This is a genomic window from Streptomyces sp. NPDC050485 (assembly GCF_044458185.1).
Lineage (GTDB): Bacteria > Actinomycetota > Actinomycetes > Streptomycetales > Streptomycetaceae > Streptomyces.
Genome location: NZ_JBITHR010000004.1, coordinates 282487 through 296960, shown reverse-complemented (window position 1 = coordinate 296960; position 14474 = coordinate 282487). Strand labels below are relative to the sequence as shown.

10 protein-coding genes and 4 pseudogenes are annotated in these 14474 nt (G+C 69.2%); 9 read left to right on the top strand and 5 right to left on the bottom strand.

Annotation, left to right across the window (positions count from 1 at the left end):
- Positions 1 to 192 precede the first annotated feature (192 nt).
- Both ACIBK6_RS10650 and ACIBK6_RS10645 read left to right on the top strand, forming a co-directional pair.
- Positions 193 to 1233 carry an SDR family NAD(P)-dependent oxidoreductase gene (locus ACIBK6_RS10650; protein ID WP_399050650.1) on the top strand — a complete coding sequence of 347 codons (1041 nt, stop codon included), beginning with the start codon at positions 193 to 195 and terminating at the stop codon, positions 1231 to 1233.
- Positions 1230 to 1979 (top strand): maleylpyruvate isomerase family mycothiol-dependent enzyme, encoded by a 750-nt coding sequence (locus ACIBK6_RS10645; RefSeq protein WP_399050648.1) that lies wholly within the window; start codon positions 1230 to 1232, stop codon positions 1977 to 1979. The genes ACIBK6_RS10650 and ACIBK6_RS10645 overlap by 4 nt, the downstream gene beginning before the upstream one ends.
- Positions 1980 to 2462: 483 nt before the next feature.
- Here the strand turns inward: ACIBK6_RS10645 and ACIBK6_RS10640 are convergent.
- The 3 pseudogenes from ACIBK6_RS10640 to ACIBK6_RS10630 all read right to left on the bottom strand — a co-directional run.
- Positions 2463 to 3017, bottom strand: a pseudogene (locus tag ACIBK6_RS10640) (GDP-mannose 4,6-dehydratase); the annotation flags it as partial.
- Between the two features lie 46 nt (positions 3018 to 3063).
- A pseudogene (locus ACIBK6_RS10635) lies at positions 3064 to 3609 on the bottom strand (hypothetical protein); the annotation flags it as partial.
- A 239-nt stretch (positions 3610 to 3848) separates the two neighbouring features.
- A pseudogene (locus tag ACIBK6_RS10630) lies at positions 3849 to 4010 on the bottom strand (MerR family transcriptional regulator); the annotation flags it as partial.
- Between ACIBK6_RS10630 and ACIBK6_RS10625 the strand changes: the two are divergent.
- From ACIBK6_RS10625 to ACIBK6_RS10615, 3 genes and pseudogenes are all read left to right on the top strand, one after another.
- Positions 3999 to 4142: pseudogene (locus ACIBK6_RS10625) on the top strand (SulP family inorganic anion transporter); the annotation flags it as partial. The pseudogenes ACIBK6_RS10630 and ACIBK6_RS10625 sit on opposite strands and share 12 nt — an antisense overlap.
- Positions 4143 to 4423: 281 nt before the next feature.
- Positions 4424 to 5089, top strand: coding sequence for a class I SAM-dependent methyltransferase (locus ACIBK6_RS10620; RefSeq protein ID WP_399050646.1), 666 nt, complete (start codon positions 4424 to 4426; stop codon positions 5087 to 5089).
- A 218-nt stretch (positions 5090 to 5307) separates the two neighbouring features.
- Entirely contained in the window at positions 5308 to 5511 is a 204-nt protein-coding gene (locus ACIBK6_RS10615) for a hypothetical protein (protein ID WP_399050644.1), read from the top strand.
- Between the two features lie 129 nt (positions 5512 to 5640).
- On the opposite strand, the gene ACIBK6_RS10610 is transcribed toward ACIBK6_RS10615, so the two are convergent.
- Both ACIBK6_RS10610 and ACIBK6_RS10605 read right to left on the bottom strand, forming a co-directional pair.
- Positions 5641 to 6792 (bottom strand): aminotransferase class V-fold PLP-dependent enzyme, encoded by a 1152-nt coding sequence (locus ACIBK6_RS10610; RefSeq protein ID WP_399050642.1) that lies wholly within the window; start codon positions 6790 to 6792, stop codon positions 5641 to 5643.
- A gap of 382 nt (positions 6793 to 7174) precedes the next feature.
- On the bottom strand, positions 7175 to 9250 hold the full coding sequence (locus ACIBK6_RS10605; RefSeq protein WP_399050640.1) for an alpha-galactosidase: 2076 nt from the start codon (positions 9248 to 9250) through the stop codon (positions 7175 to 7177).
- An 855-nt stretch (positions 9251 to 10105) separates the two neighbouring features.
- Here ACIBK6_RS10605 and ACIBK6_RS10600 point away from each other — a divergent pair.
- From ACIBK6_RS10600 to ACIBK6_RS10585, 4 genes are all read left to right on the top strand, one after another.
- Entirely contained in the window at positions 10106 to 11446 is a 1341-nt protein-coding gene (locus ACIBK6_RS10600; RefSeq protein ID WP_399050638.1) for a lipase family protein, read from the top strand.
- Between the two features lie 446 nt (positions 11447 to 11892).
- The gene (locus ACIBK6_RS10595; RefSeq protein WP_399050636.1) at positions 11893 to 13281 is read left to right on the top strand and encodes a (2,3-dihydroxybenzoyl)adenylate synthase; all 1389 of its coding nucleotides are present in this window, start codon (positions 11893 to 11895) and stop codon (positions 13279 to 13281) included.
- A 171-nt stretch (positions 13282 to 13452) separates the two neighbouring features.
- Entirely contained in the window at positions 13453 to 13680 is a 228-nt protein-coding gene (locus tag ACIBK6_RS10590; RefSeq protein WP_399050634.1) for a hypothetical protein, read from the top strand.
- 276 nt (positions 13681 to 13956) lie between these two features.
- Positions 13957 to 14445: a pyridoxamine 5'-phosphate oxidase family protein gene (locus ACIBK6_RS10585; RefSeq protein ID WP_399050632.1), complete on the top strand. Its 489-nt coding sequence runs from the start codon at positions 13957 to 13959 to the stop codon at positions 14443 to 14445.
- The last annotated feature ends 29 nt before the right edge of the window (positions 14446 to 14474 follow it).

Below are 14474 nucleotides of genomic sequence, written 5' to 3'. Positions count from 1 at the left end.
GTCATCATGCAGAGGCAGCCAGTCGGGGATCTCGTCCGTGTGTGAGGCAGGGGAATCATGACCGTTACACAGGATCGGTCCGGCGCCGGTGCGCGCCGGGAGTTGAGGTACTCGCCGACACCGGGCGCGTCGATGAGCGGCCGGGCGAGGCAGGCGTGGTCCGCGCTCGGTTCGACGAAGAGGTGATCGGCGGTGCTGGTCTGCGTAACCGGCGGGACGGGCTTCGTCGGTGCCCATTCCGTCGCTGCCCTCGCCCGGTCCGGCGCACGGGTGCGGCTGCTGGTCCGCGACCCGTCCCGAGTGGACCGGGCGCTGCGTCCGCTGGGTGTGGAGCCGGCCAGTCTGGAGCTGGTGGTCGGCGACGTCACCGACCGGCCCGCTGTCGCCAAGGCAGTGAACGGGGTTCACGCAGTGCTGCACGCGGCCTCGGTGTACTCCTTCGACAGCAGGCGGCGTGCCGAGATGCGAGCGACCAATGTGCGTGGCACGCAGCTGGTGCTGGCATCCGCCGTGCGGGCCGGGGTGGATCCGATCGTCCATGTGTCCACCGTCGGTGCGATGTTCCCCGCCGCAAGCGGTGTGATCGGGGCGCAGTCCCCGCCGGGCATGCCACGTGAGGCCTACCTGGCCAGCAAGTCGGTGGCCGAGGCAGTCGCCCGCCTGCACCAACAGGAGGGGGCGCCGGTGGTGATCACCTACCCGCCGGCGTTGCTCGGCCCGTACGACCCGCACCTGGGCGACCAGAGCGCCCGGCTGCGCAACGCCCTGCGCGGCTTGCTTCCCGTCTGGCCGGGCGGCGGCTTTCCTGTGGGCGACGTCCGGGACACCGCCGAACTTCATGCCGCCCTGCTCACCAAACCGGCCCGGAGACGGGAGCGACACTTCGGTCCGGGCCGCTACGTGACGACCCGTCAGTATGTTCAAGCCCTTCGGCTGGCCACCGGGCGCGCGCTCCCCACCATGTTCCTGCCGGTGCGCCCCATGCTGCCGTTGGGGATGCTCACCGACGTGCTGCAGCGCGTCTGGCCCTGGCACATCCCCGCCGAGTACGGGGCCCTCTACACGTGTCTGCACGCGGCGCCCGTCGAGGCGAGTGCCTCCACGTACGGCATTCTCCCCCGACCGATCTCCGACACCATGGCCGACAGCGTTCGCTGGCTGCACGAGGCGGGGCACGTGTCGGCCCACCAAGCCGGCCGGGCGGCCAGCGTCTTTGCGGAGTCCTCGGCATGACGGCGGATCAGGGGCCCGAGCCCTTTTGGGGCCTCGCCTATTGCACGTGCCGCGACAACATCGCTCAGTTGGCGCGCGCGCATCCGGGAACGTGGGCGTGGCCGGTACCCGCGTGTCCGGGCCGCAGCGTGCGGGACGTCGTCGCGCATCTGGTGGAGGTCTGCCAGACGGCCGTCGCGGAGGCGCCCCATGGCATCGGCCGGCCTCCGGCGCTTCCGCCGGACGCTCCGCTGCCCCATCTGCTCACCGCCTGGGAGGAGTTGGGCGGGGTGCTGTCGGAGGTACTGGAGCGTACTCCCTGGCTGCGCCGCGGCATGATGCTGCTCGATGTCTTCACTCACGAGCTCGACATCCGCGGCGCTCTGGGCATACCCGCACCTCAGGGGCATCCCGCCTTCGCCGACACGCTGGAACTGGCGACGATGGGCTTCACGATGTCGGTGAACGCACATCATTTGCCGGCGCTGCGCATCGAGACGGCCGGCCACGCATGGACGGCCGGCGAAGGTGGTCCCGGCGCCACGGTGCGCGGAGCGAGCCTGGAGGTGTTCCGCTCCCTCACCGGAAGGCGCACCCTGGCGCAGATCCGCGGCCTTTCCTGGAGCGCGGCTCCGGAACCTTGGCTTCCCGCCTTCACCTGGGGCCCCTTCGCTCCGCCGTCTCAACACGTCGAGGACAGTGCGGAAGGGGCGGCGCGGCGGCTGTGGTTCCTGCCGGCATCCTTGAGTTCGGGAGTCGTTGCCTAGTGCTGGGTTCCTCAAGCGGTGTACACATATCGGCGTCGTAGTCGGCGGGTTGGCGGTGCGGGCCTCCCCCAGACCCAGGGGTTGGCACGGGAGTTGAGCTGCCTGGCTGCCAGGGTGGTGGCGTGTTCGATGTCGTCGCGGTTGGCGAATGACCGGCCGGCGAGGCCGGCTCTGCGGAAGATGCGCCACCAGCCTTCCTGCAGGTTGAGCCGGCACGCGTCGACGGGGATGAATGCGTGGTGGATGCGGGGATGGTCCTCGAGCCAGGTAGGGTGGACAGGCTGTTGTGACTGGACAGGTTGTCGGTGACGATCCAGATCTCGCTGGTCGGGCTGGCGTCCTCGATCTGTTGCAGGAACTGCTGGTAGAAGACGCTGTTGCGGGAGGAGGCGGCCATGATGATCTGCTGGCCGTCCCGGACGCCCCGACCAGCTGAGCTCGATCATCCGAGCCCGCATCACAGCATCCCGCGGCGCCTTCCGCGCCCGAGACAACCGGCGAACGACTGGACTCCCGGTAGTTCCGCGTCATGTAGTGCCCGTACGTCTTGACCACACCGTAGGGGCTGCGCGGGTGGAACGAGGTGGTCTCGCTCTGCGGCGTCTGCGTCACCATGCCGAACATCTCGGACGAGGAGGCCTGGTAGAAGCGGATCTGCCCGTCGACAACACCGCTTGTGGACGGCTTGCTCAGGCCGCTGACGATCCGGATGGCCTCCAGCATCCGCAGGACTCCGGTTCCGTTCACTTCGGTGACCAGCTCCGGTTGCTGCCATGGCATCGGAACGAAGGAGATCGCCCCCAAGGTGTAGACCTCGTCCGGCTGTACCGCGTTGACCGCGGAGACCAGGCTGCCCTGGTCCATCAGATCGCCGTCCACGAATGCGGGATCGGGGACCGGCCGACTGACGCGGTCCTTGCGCGGATTCGCCTGCCCCCTCGTCAGCCCCCAGACCCGGTACCCCAAGGAGAGCAGGTGCTCCGCCAGATACGACCCCTCCTGTCCGGGGACACCGGTGATCAGCGCGCGCTTGGCCATCCCAAGGCCTTTCGTTTCACGAAGGACCAGCGAAGCAGCAACAGGCCTAAGGAATTTGCGAGACTTCGCCCGACCCTCGTGTGAGCGGGCACGTCTCTTCCGCCTCACTCACAACCCGGCGCAGGCGCCACAGCGAAGTGACCTCGCCGGCGCGCGCCGAATGAAGCGCGTCCGTACGGTCCGAGGCCCTCGGGTGGCGCGGGCGTGTGGCCAGTTGGTCCACCACCCGCAGTCCGGCCGCCGCAAAGGCCTCGTCCAGCTCGCCGCGCAGGCGCAGCCCAAGGCGTTCGGCCAGGTCGGAGAGGATCAGCCAGGCTTCGCCCGAGGGCGTGAGGTGGTGGTCGAGGCCCCGGAGGAAGCCCAGGAGCATCCGGTTGCCCGGGTCGTAGACGGCGTGGTCGAGCGGGGTGCGCGGGCGGCCGGGGAGCCAGGGCGGGTTGCAGACGATGAGCGGGGCACGGCCTTGGGGGAAGAGGTCCGTGTGCTGGACGTAGGTGCGCTCGGCGTAGCCGAGGCGGTCCAGGTTGTCGCGGGCGCATTCCACGGCGCGTTCGTCCTGATCGGTACCGACGACGAACCGCACTCCCCGCCGGGTGCGGGTTCACCGGCTCCCCGACGATCCTGATCGATGGCCGCGACCCGTTCGCCGAGCCCGGACGCCCGCCGGGGCTGGCCTGCCGGGTGTATCGCACCGCGAGCGGCCTGTCAGGGGCCCCCGATGTGGAACAGCTCCGGCAGACCCTCGCCGCAGCGCCACGCACCGACAGTTGACGGGCGTCTGACTCCATAGGCGTCGCCGTCAGGTTCGGGCGGCGGGCGCGTGCAGCTCCAGGCGAGCAGGGTGCTTGCGAAGTCCTCGGCGCGGGAGAGCTGGACCCGGAGCTTTTCCACTTGTGCGGTGGCGGCCTGCTGGTAGGTACGGACGCGCTCCAGGAGGGTCCAGCGTTCCTGAGCGTCGAGGGTGCTGCCATCGTCGAGACGGTCGCCTGCGTCATCCTGGCCGGCGTCTTCCACATCGTCCTGGGCGCGCTCGGCGTGGCGAAGCTGATGCGGTTCGTGCCACGCAGCGTGACGGTCGGATTCGTCAACTCCCTCGCCATCCTCATCTTCCCTCGTTCAAGACCCGCGATTCCATCGGCCAAGGCATCGCCAACATCGTCACCGGCTTCTTCGGCGGCATGGGCGGCATGGGCCATGATCGGCGGGCCAGTGCCTCGGACCGTCTCCCGCTGAGCAGCCCCTGGCTTGTTCACGGAGTTCCGACGGCGGTCGTACGCCTCGTGGGCTGGGGTGTTGGGGCCGGGCTCGCGGCGACACGGTGTGGATCTAGGCTGGCCTCACGGCGGCCCGTCCAGTGCCGGGCGGGCGGTGAGAAGGGCGTCAACATGTCGGAGTCTGAGCGGGATATGTCGGAGTCTGAACACGATCTGGCCGAGGTCCAGCGTGAGCACTGGCAGCAGGTCTACGGCGAGCATCCTGGCATGTACGGCGTCAAGCCGTCCGAGCCGGCCGTCCACGCAACCGCGGTCTTCCGGGCCACCGGTGCCCGCACCGTGCTGGAGCTGGGTGCCGGCCATGGCCGTGATGCGCTCTCCTTCGCCCGAGACGGTTTTACCGTGCTGGCCACCGACTTCAGCCCGGTGGGCCTGGAGCAGCTGAACGAGGCCGCTCGCGCCGAAGGAGTGGCCGAGCGGGTCACCACGGCGGTCCACGACGTCCGCGAGCCGCTGCCGCTCGCGGACGCTTCGGTGGACGCCGTATTCGCGCACATGCTGCTGTGCATGGCGCTGTCCACGAAGGAGATCCACGCCCTGGTCGGCGAAGTCCGCCGAGTGCTGAGACCGGGCGGCGCCTTCGTCTACACCGTCCGCCACACCGGAGATGCGCACTACCGGGTCGGCACCGGGCACGGCGACGACATCTGGGAGCACAGCGGTTTCGCCGTCCACTTCTTCTCCCGTGATCTGGTCGACGCCCTTGCAGAAGGCTGGAGCCTCAACGAGGTCCATGCTGTGGAGGAAGGTGGTCTCCCGCGGAGGCTGTGGCGTGTCACCCAGACCGTGCCTGAGTGAGCGCAGCCCGATGGCTCGGTGCTGTTGAGTCTCATGAACATTCCAGGCCCGCCGCGACGGTTGGGGTGCCGCCTGTACGTGTGTCGAAGTGCTGCCCGTTCTCGTGGACATGATCAAGCCCCCGTACGCGAGAGTGTCCGGCTCAGCTTCGCGGGCCGGGGAACGCCCGGACAGCCCGGCGGTTGAGGCCGCCGCGGCGTCATGATGGGCTCGGCACCGTGCTGGCCCCGGCCGTCGGAGGTCTGGTCGCCACCCACCTGAGATGGCGTCGGGTCTTCTACATCAACATCACGCTGGGCATCGCGGCGTTCATCACGTCGCTCACCCTGCTCAGGCTCCCGGTGATCCCGGTCAAGAGCGGCATCGACTTCCTGGGCGCCGCTCGTTCCACCTCGATCAGTGGGAGGTTCCGTACCCACTGATCCGCGAACCGTGAGGGTTGCTCGCCCGTCGAGCCATCGGCGCAGGGCGGCAATGGAGGGGCGAGGCCGATGGTGGGTCGGCAGTGGCCCCGGCTGCTACTCCGCAGAGCCCCTGCCGTCGCCCTCGGTTCAGCGGCCGGCCAGCAAGCTGTGCAGGCCGGCGGCCAAGTGCTCGTACTCCTGCGGCCTGTTGTAGATCTGTCCGCAGATCCGGATGCCGCCGCCGCCCGGCCAGGGCCAGATCAGCACCCGGCAGCCCAGCCGGGCGGCGATCTCCTCGCGCAGCGCGGTGGCCTCGTCATGGGTGCGTGCCACTCCTGGTGGCAGCCGCAGCGCGCGCATGGCGAGTGAGTCATCGCCCGGCAACGGGGTCAGTCCCGTGATGCGGGCGAGCAGTTCGGCGCCGTAAGCGGCCAGGGCGCTGTTGTGGGCCCGCACCTGTTGAGCGCCGAGGCAGGCGAGCAGGTCAAGCCCTTCGGGGGCGGCGAGCCAGCCGGTGTAGTCGGTGGTGGCTCGGTACTCCACCGCGCGCGGGAAGCCCCGGTGGTCCTCCCAGGAGGGTACGGGCGCAGGCACAGCGGCCCGGTGAGCGGCAGCCACCGCCAGCACGGCGCTGCCGGGCGGTGCGTATCCCCACTTGTGGAGATTGCCGAACCAGAAGTCGGGCCGGCCGGCCAATGGGTCGGCCAGCATGCCGGGCGCGTGAGCGCCGTCGACGACCGTGGTCACCCCGCGCTCGGCTAGGTCGGCCAGCAGTCTGGGGGTGGCGATCGGCCGTGCGGTGGGCGAACTGATCTGGTCGAGCAGCGCCACCGTGGTACGGGGGGTCACAGCGGCGAGCACCGTCTGGTGCACCGCGTCCTCGTCGGGCAGTGCCGGGTCGAGGGCGACGGTGTTCAGGCGGGCCCGGGAGGCTGCCGCGCTGACGACGGTCCCGTAGCCGTGGTCGGTGACCAGGATCTCGTCGTCCTGCCGCAGGCGCAGCGTGTCCATCACCAGGTTGGCGGCCTCGGTGGCGTTGGTGACGAAGGCGATCCCCTCCCGGTCGGCACCCAGGTGGTCGGCGACGCGGCCCCTGGCCGTGGCGAGGCGGTCCGGGGCGGCCAGGAAGAAGGCATCGGGGTCGGCGTCCGCTTCCGTCAACAGGCGTCGCCGGGCTCGGGCCACCGGGCCGGGTACGGCGCCGAAGGACCCGTGGTTGAGGTGGGCCACCCGCGGGCTGAGCCCGAACAGTCGCGCACCGCCGGGGAACTCGGCAAGTGCTGTGGGTGTGGTGGGCATGGTGGGCATGGTCATCTGAAGGAGCCCTCCGGGTTGTCGCCGGGTGCCCCGGCGGGAGTTGACGTGCTGCTGTCCCTCTGGTCGTTGATGCGCCCGCGAGGCCGCCAGGTGGATCACCACGGTCCCGGACCGGCAGCCGCCAGCTGGATCACCACGGTCCCGGACCGGCAACGCCAGGTGGATCACCACGGTGGTCTTGCCTCGGGGTGGGATGCCGAGTCCATGGGATGCCGAGTCCGCGTGGTGCCGAGTCCGCGTGGTGCCGAGTCCGCGTGGTGCCGAGTCCGTGGGATGCCGAGTCCGCGTGGTTGCCGTGGTGACCTGCGGGGCGGCCCGATGGGGTACCGGGCCGCCCGGTCGGCCGTTGTGCGCGACAGCGGCCTCAGGACATCAGGGTCCAGCTCTGGCCGGGTGCTGCCGCATCGGGTTGGTTGAGGACGACGGGCGAGGTGGGCGCGGGCTGCGGGGCGCCCAGCGCCAGGCCGGTCGCCTCGTTGGTGACGGTCAGTTGGCCGGTGGTGGTGTTCTGGACCACGCGCCATTTCTGGTACGGGCTGTTCGGGTCGTAGCCGTTCAGTACCCAGGCTCGTCCGCCCGCTGAAGTCGGCCCGGTCAGCGTGCCGTGGACCTGTGTGCTGGTGGAGCAGTTGTCGGTGATGTGCACGGTGCCGTCGGGGTTGGGGTCGAACCGCCACTGCTCCGAAGTGTGCGAGCTCCACCAGGTGTTGATGTCGACGGTCGAGCCGTCGGAGGCGCTGCAGGTGCCCTGGACCTCAAGGACCTGGCCGCCGGTGCCGCCGGCGCTGATGCCGTGGTACCGGCCGTCCCCAATGGCAGCCGCCGGGACAGTGGCCGGCAGCGGCCTGAGGCGGTAGAGGGCGACGCCGTGCGGGGCGACCGGAGCGCTGATCGTCCCGGTGACGTTGCCGGTGGCTCCGGTCCACAGATCCTTGGAGGAGTATCCGGGGCCGGTGAGTCCGAGCGCGCTCACGTTGGTCGAGATGGTCTGGGAGTTGGACGGGTCCTGGTTGACCAGCAGCACGGCGGTGTCGCCGTTGGCCAGGGGCCGCTTGAGGACGAGCGGTGCGGTGCTGCTGTCCGGCGGATTGCCCACCAGTGTGGCGGGCTTGGCGGCGTCCTGGTCGACGGCGATGACGTCGGAGTTCTTGTAGATCGCCAAGGCGGAGTCGCTGATGCCGGTGGACCAGGTGACGCCGTTGTACGTGTGCTGGGAGTCGGCCGGGGTGCGCAGGTCCGCGCCGGTGATGAGTGGGGAGGCCATCATCGCCAGGACCGACATCTCACTGCGCGATTCGGTGTCGGTCATGGGCTTGTGGCAGGTGCAGGTGTCGGTGACGCCGTAGAGCCCGTAGGGGCTCTGCCAGCCAGCGAACATCATGTCCATGTCATTCCAGCTGCCCGGTCTGACATTGCCCGGGTAACGCAGGGCTGTCTGCAACTGACCGTTGTACAGCACGCCTTCGAGGTCGGGGCCGCGGTCGCCGCCGATCCGGCACAGGTTCGCCACCTGTCCACACCAGACTCCGGTCGGGGAGTACCCCGGGGCCTGGCGCGCGGGCGTGCCCGCGGCGGTGATGACGGGGTCGGTACGGGCCGGGTCGTTCTGCGCCAGCAGGTAGGGCACGCCGGTGTGCACCGGCTGCGCCGAGACGCTGAGCGCCACCCGCGGGCGCCCCTGGGCGGCGGACGCGCCATCGAGGGCTCGCTGGAAGTCCTGGACCCGGGCATACATGGACCGGGTCAGCTCCCTGCCCTCGCCCTGGGTGTAGTAGTTGTAGCCGTCGGGGCCGACGATTTGGGGGCCGTAGGGGCAGTCGTCGTATTTGACGTAGTCCACGCCCCAGGAGACGAAGTCGGCGGCGTCGGCCGACTCGTGCCCGAGGCTTCCCGGGTGCCCCTGGCAGGTGGTGTACGTGTCGGTGGCGTAGAGGCCGAACTTCATGCCCTTGCTGTGGGCGTACCAGCTCAGGTACTCGATGCCATTGAGAGTCTTCCCGTTGACGACGTGGGACGGGAAGTGGTTCGGATCCGGGATCAGGTGCCCCGTGGTCAGGTCGAATCCGGTTCCGTCGGTGCCACTCGTGGGGTTGCGGTTGGCGTCGTAGAGCTGCATCGCCCCATAGGAGTTCTTGACCAGGTCGGTGCTCTGGCCGTCGCGGTGGCTGAGCGACCAGCCGTCGTCGATGGTGACGGTGTTGTAGCCGGCCGCCGCCAAGCCGTGCGAGACCATGAAGTCGACCGTCTGGACGACCTGTTCCTGGGTGACAGCGGTGCCCAGCGTGTTCCAGGAGTTCCACCCCATCGGAGGGGTGAGGGCAAGTCCGTTGTCCAGGGCCATCGCCGGTGCGGACCCGGCGACGACGGCAGTGAAGCCTGATACCGCGAGCGACAGCGCCGTGAGGGCGCGAAGCGCGGCACGAGGTAGGGGTAGACGCATGGAGACACTCCAGGTGCGCAGCAGAGGGGAGGGTGACCTGTTGGATTCTGTTGAATCCATCTCCAGAAGTCGACGGCTGGAGGAATCTTCAAACAGAAAGCAACGCATGATAGCCAGCCGAGGAAGCAGCACTCAAGGCTCGTGCACACACCTCTTGCACAACGACGACGACAGGCCCGCCTCTGGAGCGGGGCGCAAACCCACCCCAAGTACCCAGACGTGATAGCGATATTGACGATCCGTCAGTTTTGAAGTCGTCCTCCGTGGCGCACGCCGGGAGAGAGCCTCGACACCCACCTCAGGGGCCGAGGAACGGGAGCCCAGGGGCCACCCCCACCCCTCTGCGACACCCTGCGCCAAATCCGGTAATGCGGCGGCAAGTCGAGGACAGCCGCAGGGAAGAAGGGGACAACTCGCCAGGAGGGCGCCCAACTCACCCCGCCGCCCTCACCGCAGAAGGCCACAGGGGAAAATGTGTCGCCAACCCCCTTGACACCTCTATGCAATAGCACTGTGATATGTCACATCACTATCGACCTTGTTGGTTTCTGAGGGTTTGACGGGCTCTCAGATGCCGCAGGGGGAGCATCCGAAAGGAGCGCCTCTCGTGTTCCGAACGACCAACAGCCGCGCCGGGGTTCTCCTGATGTGAGCCGGGCCGGCCCAAGCCGCCGAAGGCGCGAGCCCACACACCGACTCCCGACGTCGGCGCGATTCTCTGGATCGCCCGAGCGCTGGGCTCCGGGGCCCGCACTGCGCAATGACTTCAGTCGAAGCTCTATACAGTGCAGTTACCTACAGGTAACTTTCCTCGGGTCGATTCTGTGACTCATTTCACGATCCGCGGGGGGAGTTATGTTCAGACACAGCAAGCGGGTGCTGGCGACCGCAGTTGTCACGGCGCTGGCCACCAGCGCTGTTCCGGCGGCCACGGCTGTTGCCGCCACGCCGTCGACGGCTGGGACGAGCGACTCGTTCTACACCTACGACGGCAGCAAGCCGTTGTCCTCGTATACACCGGGCAGCGTGCTGAAGAAGCGGACGCTGCAGTACCACATCGAGGGGTTGCCCACGCCGGTCAAGGCAATCCAGTTGCTCTACCGCACCAATGACGCCCAGGGCCGCCCGGCCGCCAATGTGACCACCGTGGTGCGCAGCATCACGGGTGACGGCAGCAAGGCGGTGTCCTACCAGTCGTTCTACGACTCTCTCAACTCCCAGGACGGGCCGTCCCGCGCCATCGCCGGTAACGTCACCCTGGGCGGAGTCCTCGCGAACGCCGAGAACCTGTTCCTGCTGCCGCTGCTGGCAAAGGGCTACAACGTCGTCATCCCCGACACCGAAGGGCAGACCGCCGACTTCGCGGCCGGACCGGAGTACGCGACCAACACACTGGACTCGATCCGGGCCGCGACAGACCCCGGAACCGGGACCGGCATGAACGCCGATACCAAGGTCGGCCTGATGGGCTACTCCGGCGGCGCCATCGCGACCAACTGGGCGGCGGCGCTCGCACCGAAGTACGCGCCCGACGTCAACAAGAGGCTGGTGGGCTTCGCCGAGGGCGGCCTGCTCGTGGATCCGGCGCACAACCTCAAGTACGTGAACGGCGCCCTCGTGTGGTCCGGCGTCATCCCCATGGCGATCATCGGGGTCGCCCGGTCCTACGGCATCGACCTGAAGCAGTACATGAACAGCTACGGGCTGCAGGTGTACCAGAAGCTGGAGCACGGCTCGCTCCTCGACGCACTTGGCCACTACCCCGGGTTGACCTGGAAGAAGCTGGCGAAACCGCAGTACGCCGACCCGAACTCGGTGACCGAGTTCGTCAAGGCGGTGAACAAGATCAACCTCGGTTCGGCCGCCACCCCGACCGTCCCTGGATTCATCGCGCAGGGCGACGGGGGAATCGTCGAGGGAACCTTCGGCAACCCGCCGGGCATCGGAACCGGCGACGGGGTCATGGTCGCCGGGGACGTTCGCGCCCTCGCCCGGCAGTACTGCGCCACGGGCAACAACTCGATCGCCTTCCACCAGTACAACCTGCTCAGCCACGTCCCCGTGGCCGCGGCATGGGCGCCCGGAGCGATCGGCTGGCTCGGAGACCGGTTCGCGGGCAAGACGGCTCCGTCCGACTGCGGGCACATCCCGTCGGGCAACTCGCTGGCGCCGGAGCAGCCGACATCGGTGTCCTGACGCCGAGAACCCGACCTTACGGACCGTCGTCTCGCTCGCCGGGGACACCCACGCGGCGGCCCGGATGCCTCAGTGCCCCAGCATCCGGGCGGCCGCGGCCGTCCACAGCCGCCGCAGCCACCATGGCGCGAGGCCGAGTTGCCTTGCGCCCCAGCCATTCCCCCTGGTCAGCGGCGCCCATTTGGTCTTTCTGCTGATGGAATTCAGCGTCCATGGTTGGGAACGCGCATTGTCTATAGGGGGTGTTGACAGATTGGATTGCCAAGGTCAAGAGGGCGGGGTCGCTCACCTGCGTTGAGAAGGGGAGCGATATCGGATCGCATGGTGACATTGACCTGAATGAGCACCGGCCGGCCCGACTGCCGGCGGGAGCCCGGCTCTTCCACGAGGTCGCCGTCGTGCTGGACCGGTCCTCAACTGGTACAGAAGGACTGGTAAGGAAGCGTATGACACCCATGCTCGACGGCTGCACGCCTTGGCCCGAGGAGTTCGTCGACCGCTACTGGGCGGCCGGGCACTGGCGTGGCAATACGCTGGACAACCTGCTGCGCGACTGGGCCCTGCAGTACGGACCTCGTACCGCGCTCGTGCACGGCGGCACCCGCATCACGTACGCGAACCTGAACCGGCGCGTGGACCGCATGGCTGCCGGATTCCGACTGCGCGGCCTCCGGCCCGGGCAACGGGTCGTCGTCCAGCTGCCGAACGTTCCCGAGTTCGTCATCACCGTGTTCGCGCTCATGCGCATCGGTGCGGTCCCCGCGTTCTGCCCGGTTTCGCACCGTGCGTCCGAGGTGTCCCACCTCGCGCGGGTCACCCAGGCCGTCGGCTACGTCGGTCCCTCGACGTACCAGGGCTTCGACCACACGGCGATGGCCGCGGACATCGCGGCCCAAGGGCCCTTCCTGCGGCGGGTGTTCACCTTCGAGGCGCCGGGCACCTCGTCCCCGTACGGCGGCATGACGACCGACCCGTCGGGCTGCCACTACTTCCCGCTGGGCTCCATCGACGCCCCGCCCGGGCCGGCGCTCGCGCAGAGCGCCGACCAGGTGGCGTTCCTCCTGCTCTCCGGCGGTACCACCGCGGCACCCAAGCTCGTTCCACGCACCCACAACGACTACACCTACCAGGCGCGGGCCGCCGCCGAGCTGGTGTCGCTCACCGAGAACGACGTGTATCTCGCGGCGCTGCCCGCCGAGTTCAACGTCACCTTCGGCTGCCCCGGCATCGTCGGCACCCTCTCCGTCGGCGGCACCGTCGTCCTGGTCGAGAACCCGGGACCCGCAGAATGCCTTCCGGTCATCGAACGAGAGCGGGTCACCATCACGTCTGTGACGCCCGCCGTCGCCCAGCTCTGGCTCGACGCACTTCCCACGGTCCAGGCCGACTTGAGCAGTCTGCGTCTCGTACAGATCGGCGGCGCGCCCTTCGACCGGGCGACCACCGAACGGATGGGCCCCGAATTGGGCTGCCGCCCGCAGCAGGTCTTCGGCATGGCTGAGGGGCCGATCACTCTCACCCGCCCCGCCGACCCGGACGTCACGGTGTTCACCACGCAGGGACGCCCGCTCTCGCCCGACGACGAGATCCGCATTGTCGACGCCGACGGGAAGGACGTGCCCGACGGGGAGCCCGGCGAACTCCTCGCCCGCGGCCCGTACACCCCCCGAGGCTATTACCGGGCGCCCGACGACAACGCACGCTCCTTCACCACCGACGGCTACTTCCGCACCGGCGCCCTCGCGCGGCGCACCCCGGACGGCAACCTGGTGGTGACCGGCCGCATCGAGGACGTCCCGCGGCGGGCCGACCACGAAGATCCTGCTGGCCTGTGACGACAGGGCCGGCCGCCGGCCTTCACGATCACCTCTGGGAACGTCAACGACCGCACCCGGTTCGAGCAGGTCATGCCCCGCATCAGCGTCAGCCGATGCGGGCCCGAGCCGCCCAGGTGCCGACCCGGGCAGGTTCGCGCTTCCTCGTTCGCCTGTCTCGCCATCGCCGTGGTGAGCACGCCGAGCACCACCCGCGCGGGATCGCCTGATGCATCGGCGGTGTGCCGGGCGACGACGCCGTCCGGCCGGACGAGGCTCGGGCCCGACGCGCCGATCCGGCGGACCACCCCGCCCGCACCGCGCCACCGCAAGTGCCTGAGCGACCGCGACGACCTGCCCTTGACCGGCGCACCCTCCAACAGCCGCCAGGCGCACAGCGCCGCGGCTACTGACAAGTAGTGATCATCGGCCAGTCGAGGGCGGCTTGATCCCCTCCCCCGGCCGCACGCCCGCCGGCGTTCCGGACCCGCTGCCTTCTTGATCAACCGCCGGTAACCCCTGGGCTCCACCCGCCGAAAGTGGCCTGTCCACACCGGTCACGCCACCCCCCAAGTCGGCGCGAAACAGGGGTTTCTTGGGCATTCCCCCGGGGAGTCATGCCTTCGTTTCCAAGATTCTTCTGCCGGAGACACCCGCACAACAGCGCCTCATCACCACCCGAACAGGAGCCATCGCATGCTGCCCGCCATGCCGCACGACGAACGCGAACACTTCCTGGCCGCCCCGCGCATCGGCGTCCTGGGCGTCACCGATCCCCGGGGCGGCGACCGCGCGCCCCTGGTGGTGCCGGTCTGGTACGCCTACGAACCCGGGGGCGAGATCGTCGTCGAGACCGGCCGGGAGTCGGTCAAGGCCCAATTGCTGTGCGCCGCAGGGCGGTTCAGCCTCTGCGTGCAGGACGAGCGGCGGCCGTACCGCTACGTCAGCGTCGAGGGGCCGGTCACCGCGATCGAGGACCCCCTCGACCCGGCCGTCCGCGAGGCCCTGGCCCAGCGCTATCTGGAGCCCGAGGAGGCCCGCGACTACCTGGCGAGCACTGTGCACCAGCTCAAGGACGACATCGCCTTCCGCATGCGCCCGCAGCGCTGGCGCACCGCCGACTTCGCCGCCTTCGCGGCCGACTTCGCCAACACCGCGGCGAACGCCGGAGCCGACGCCGGCTGACCGCACGGAGTCAACAAGCCGCACACCGC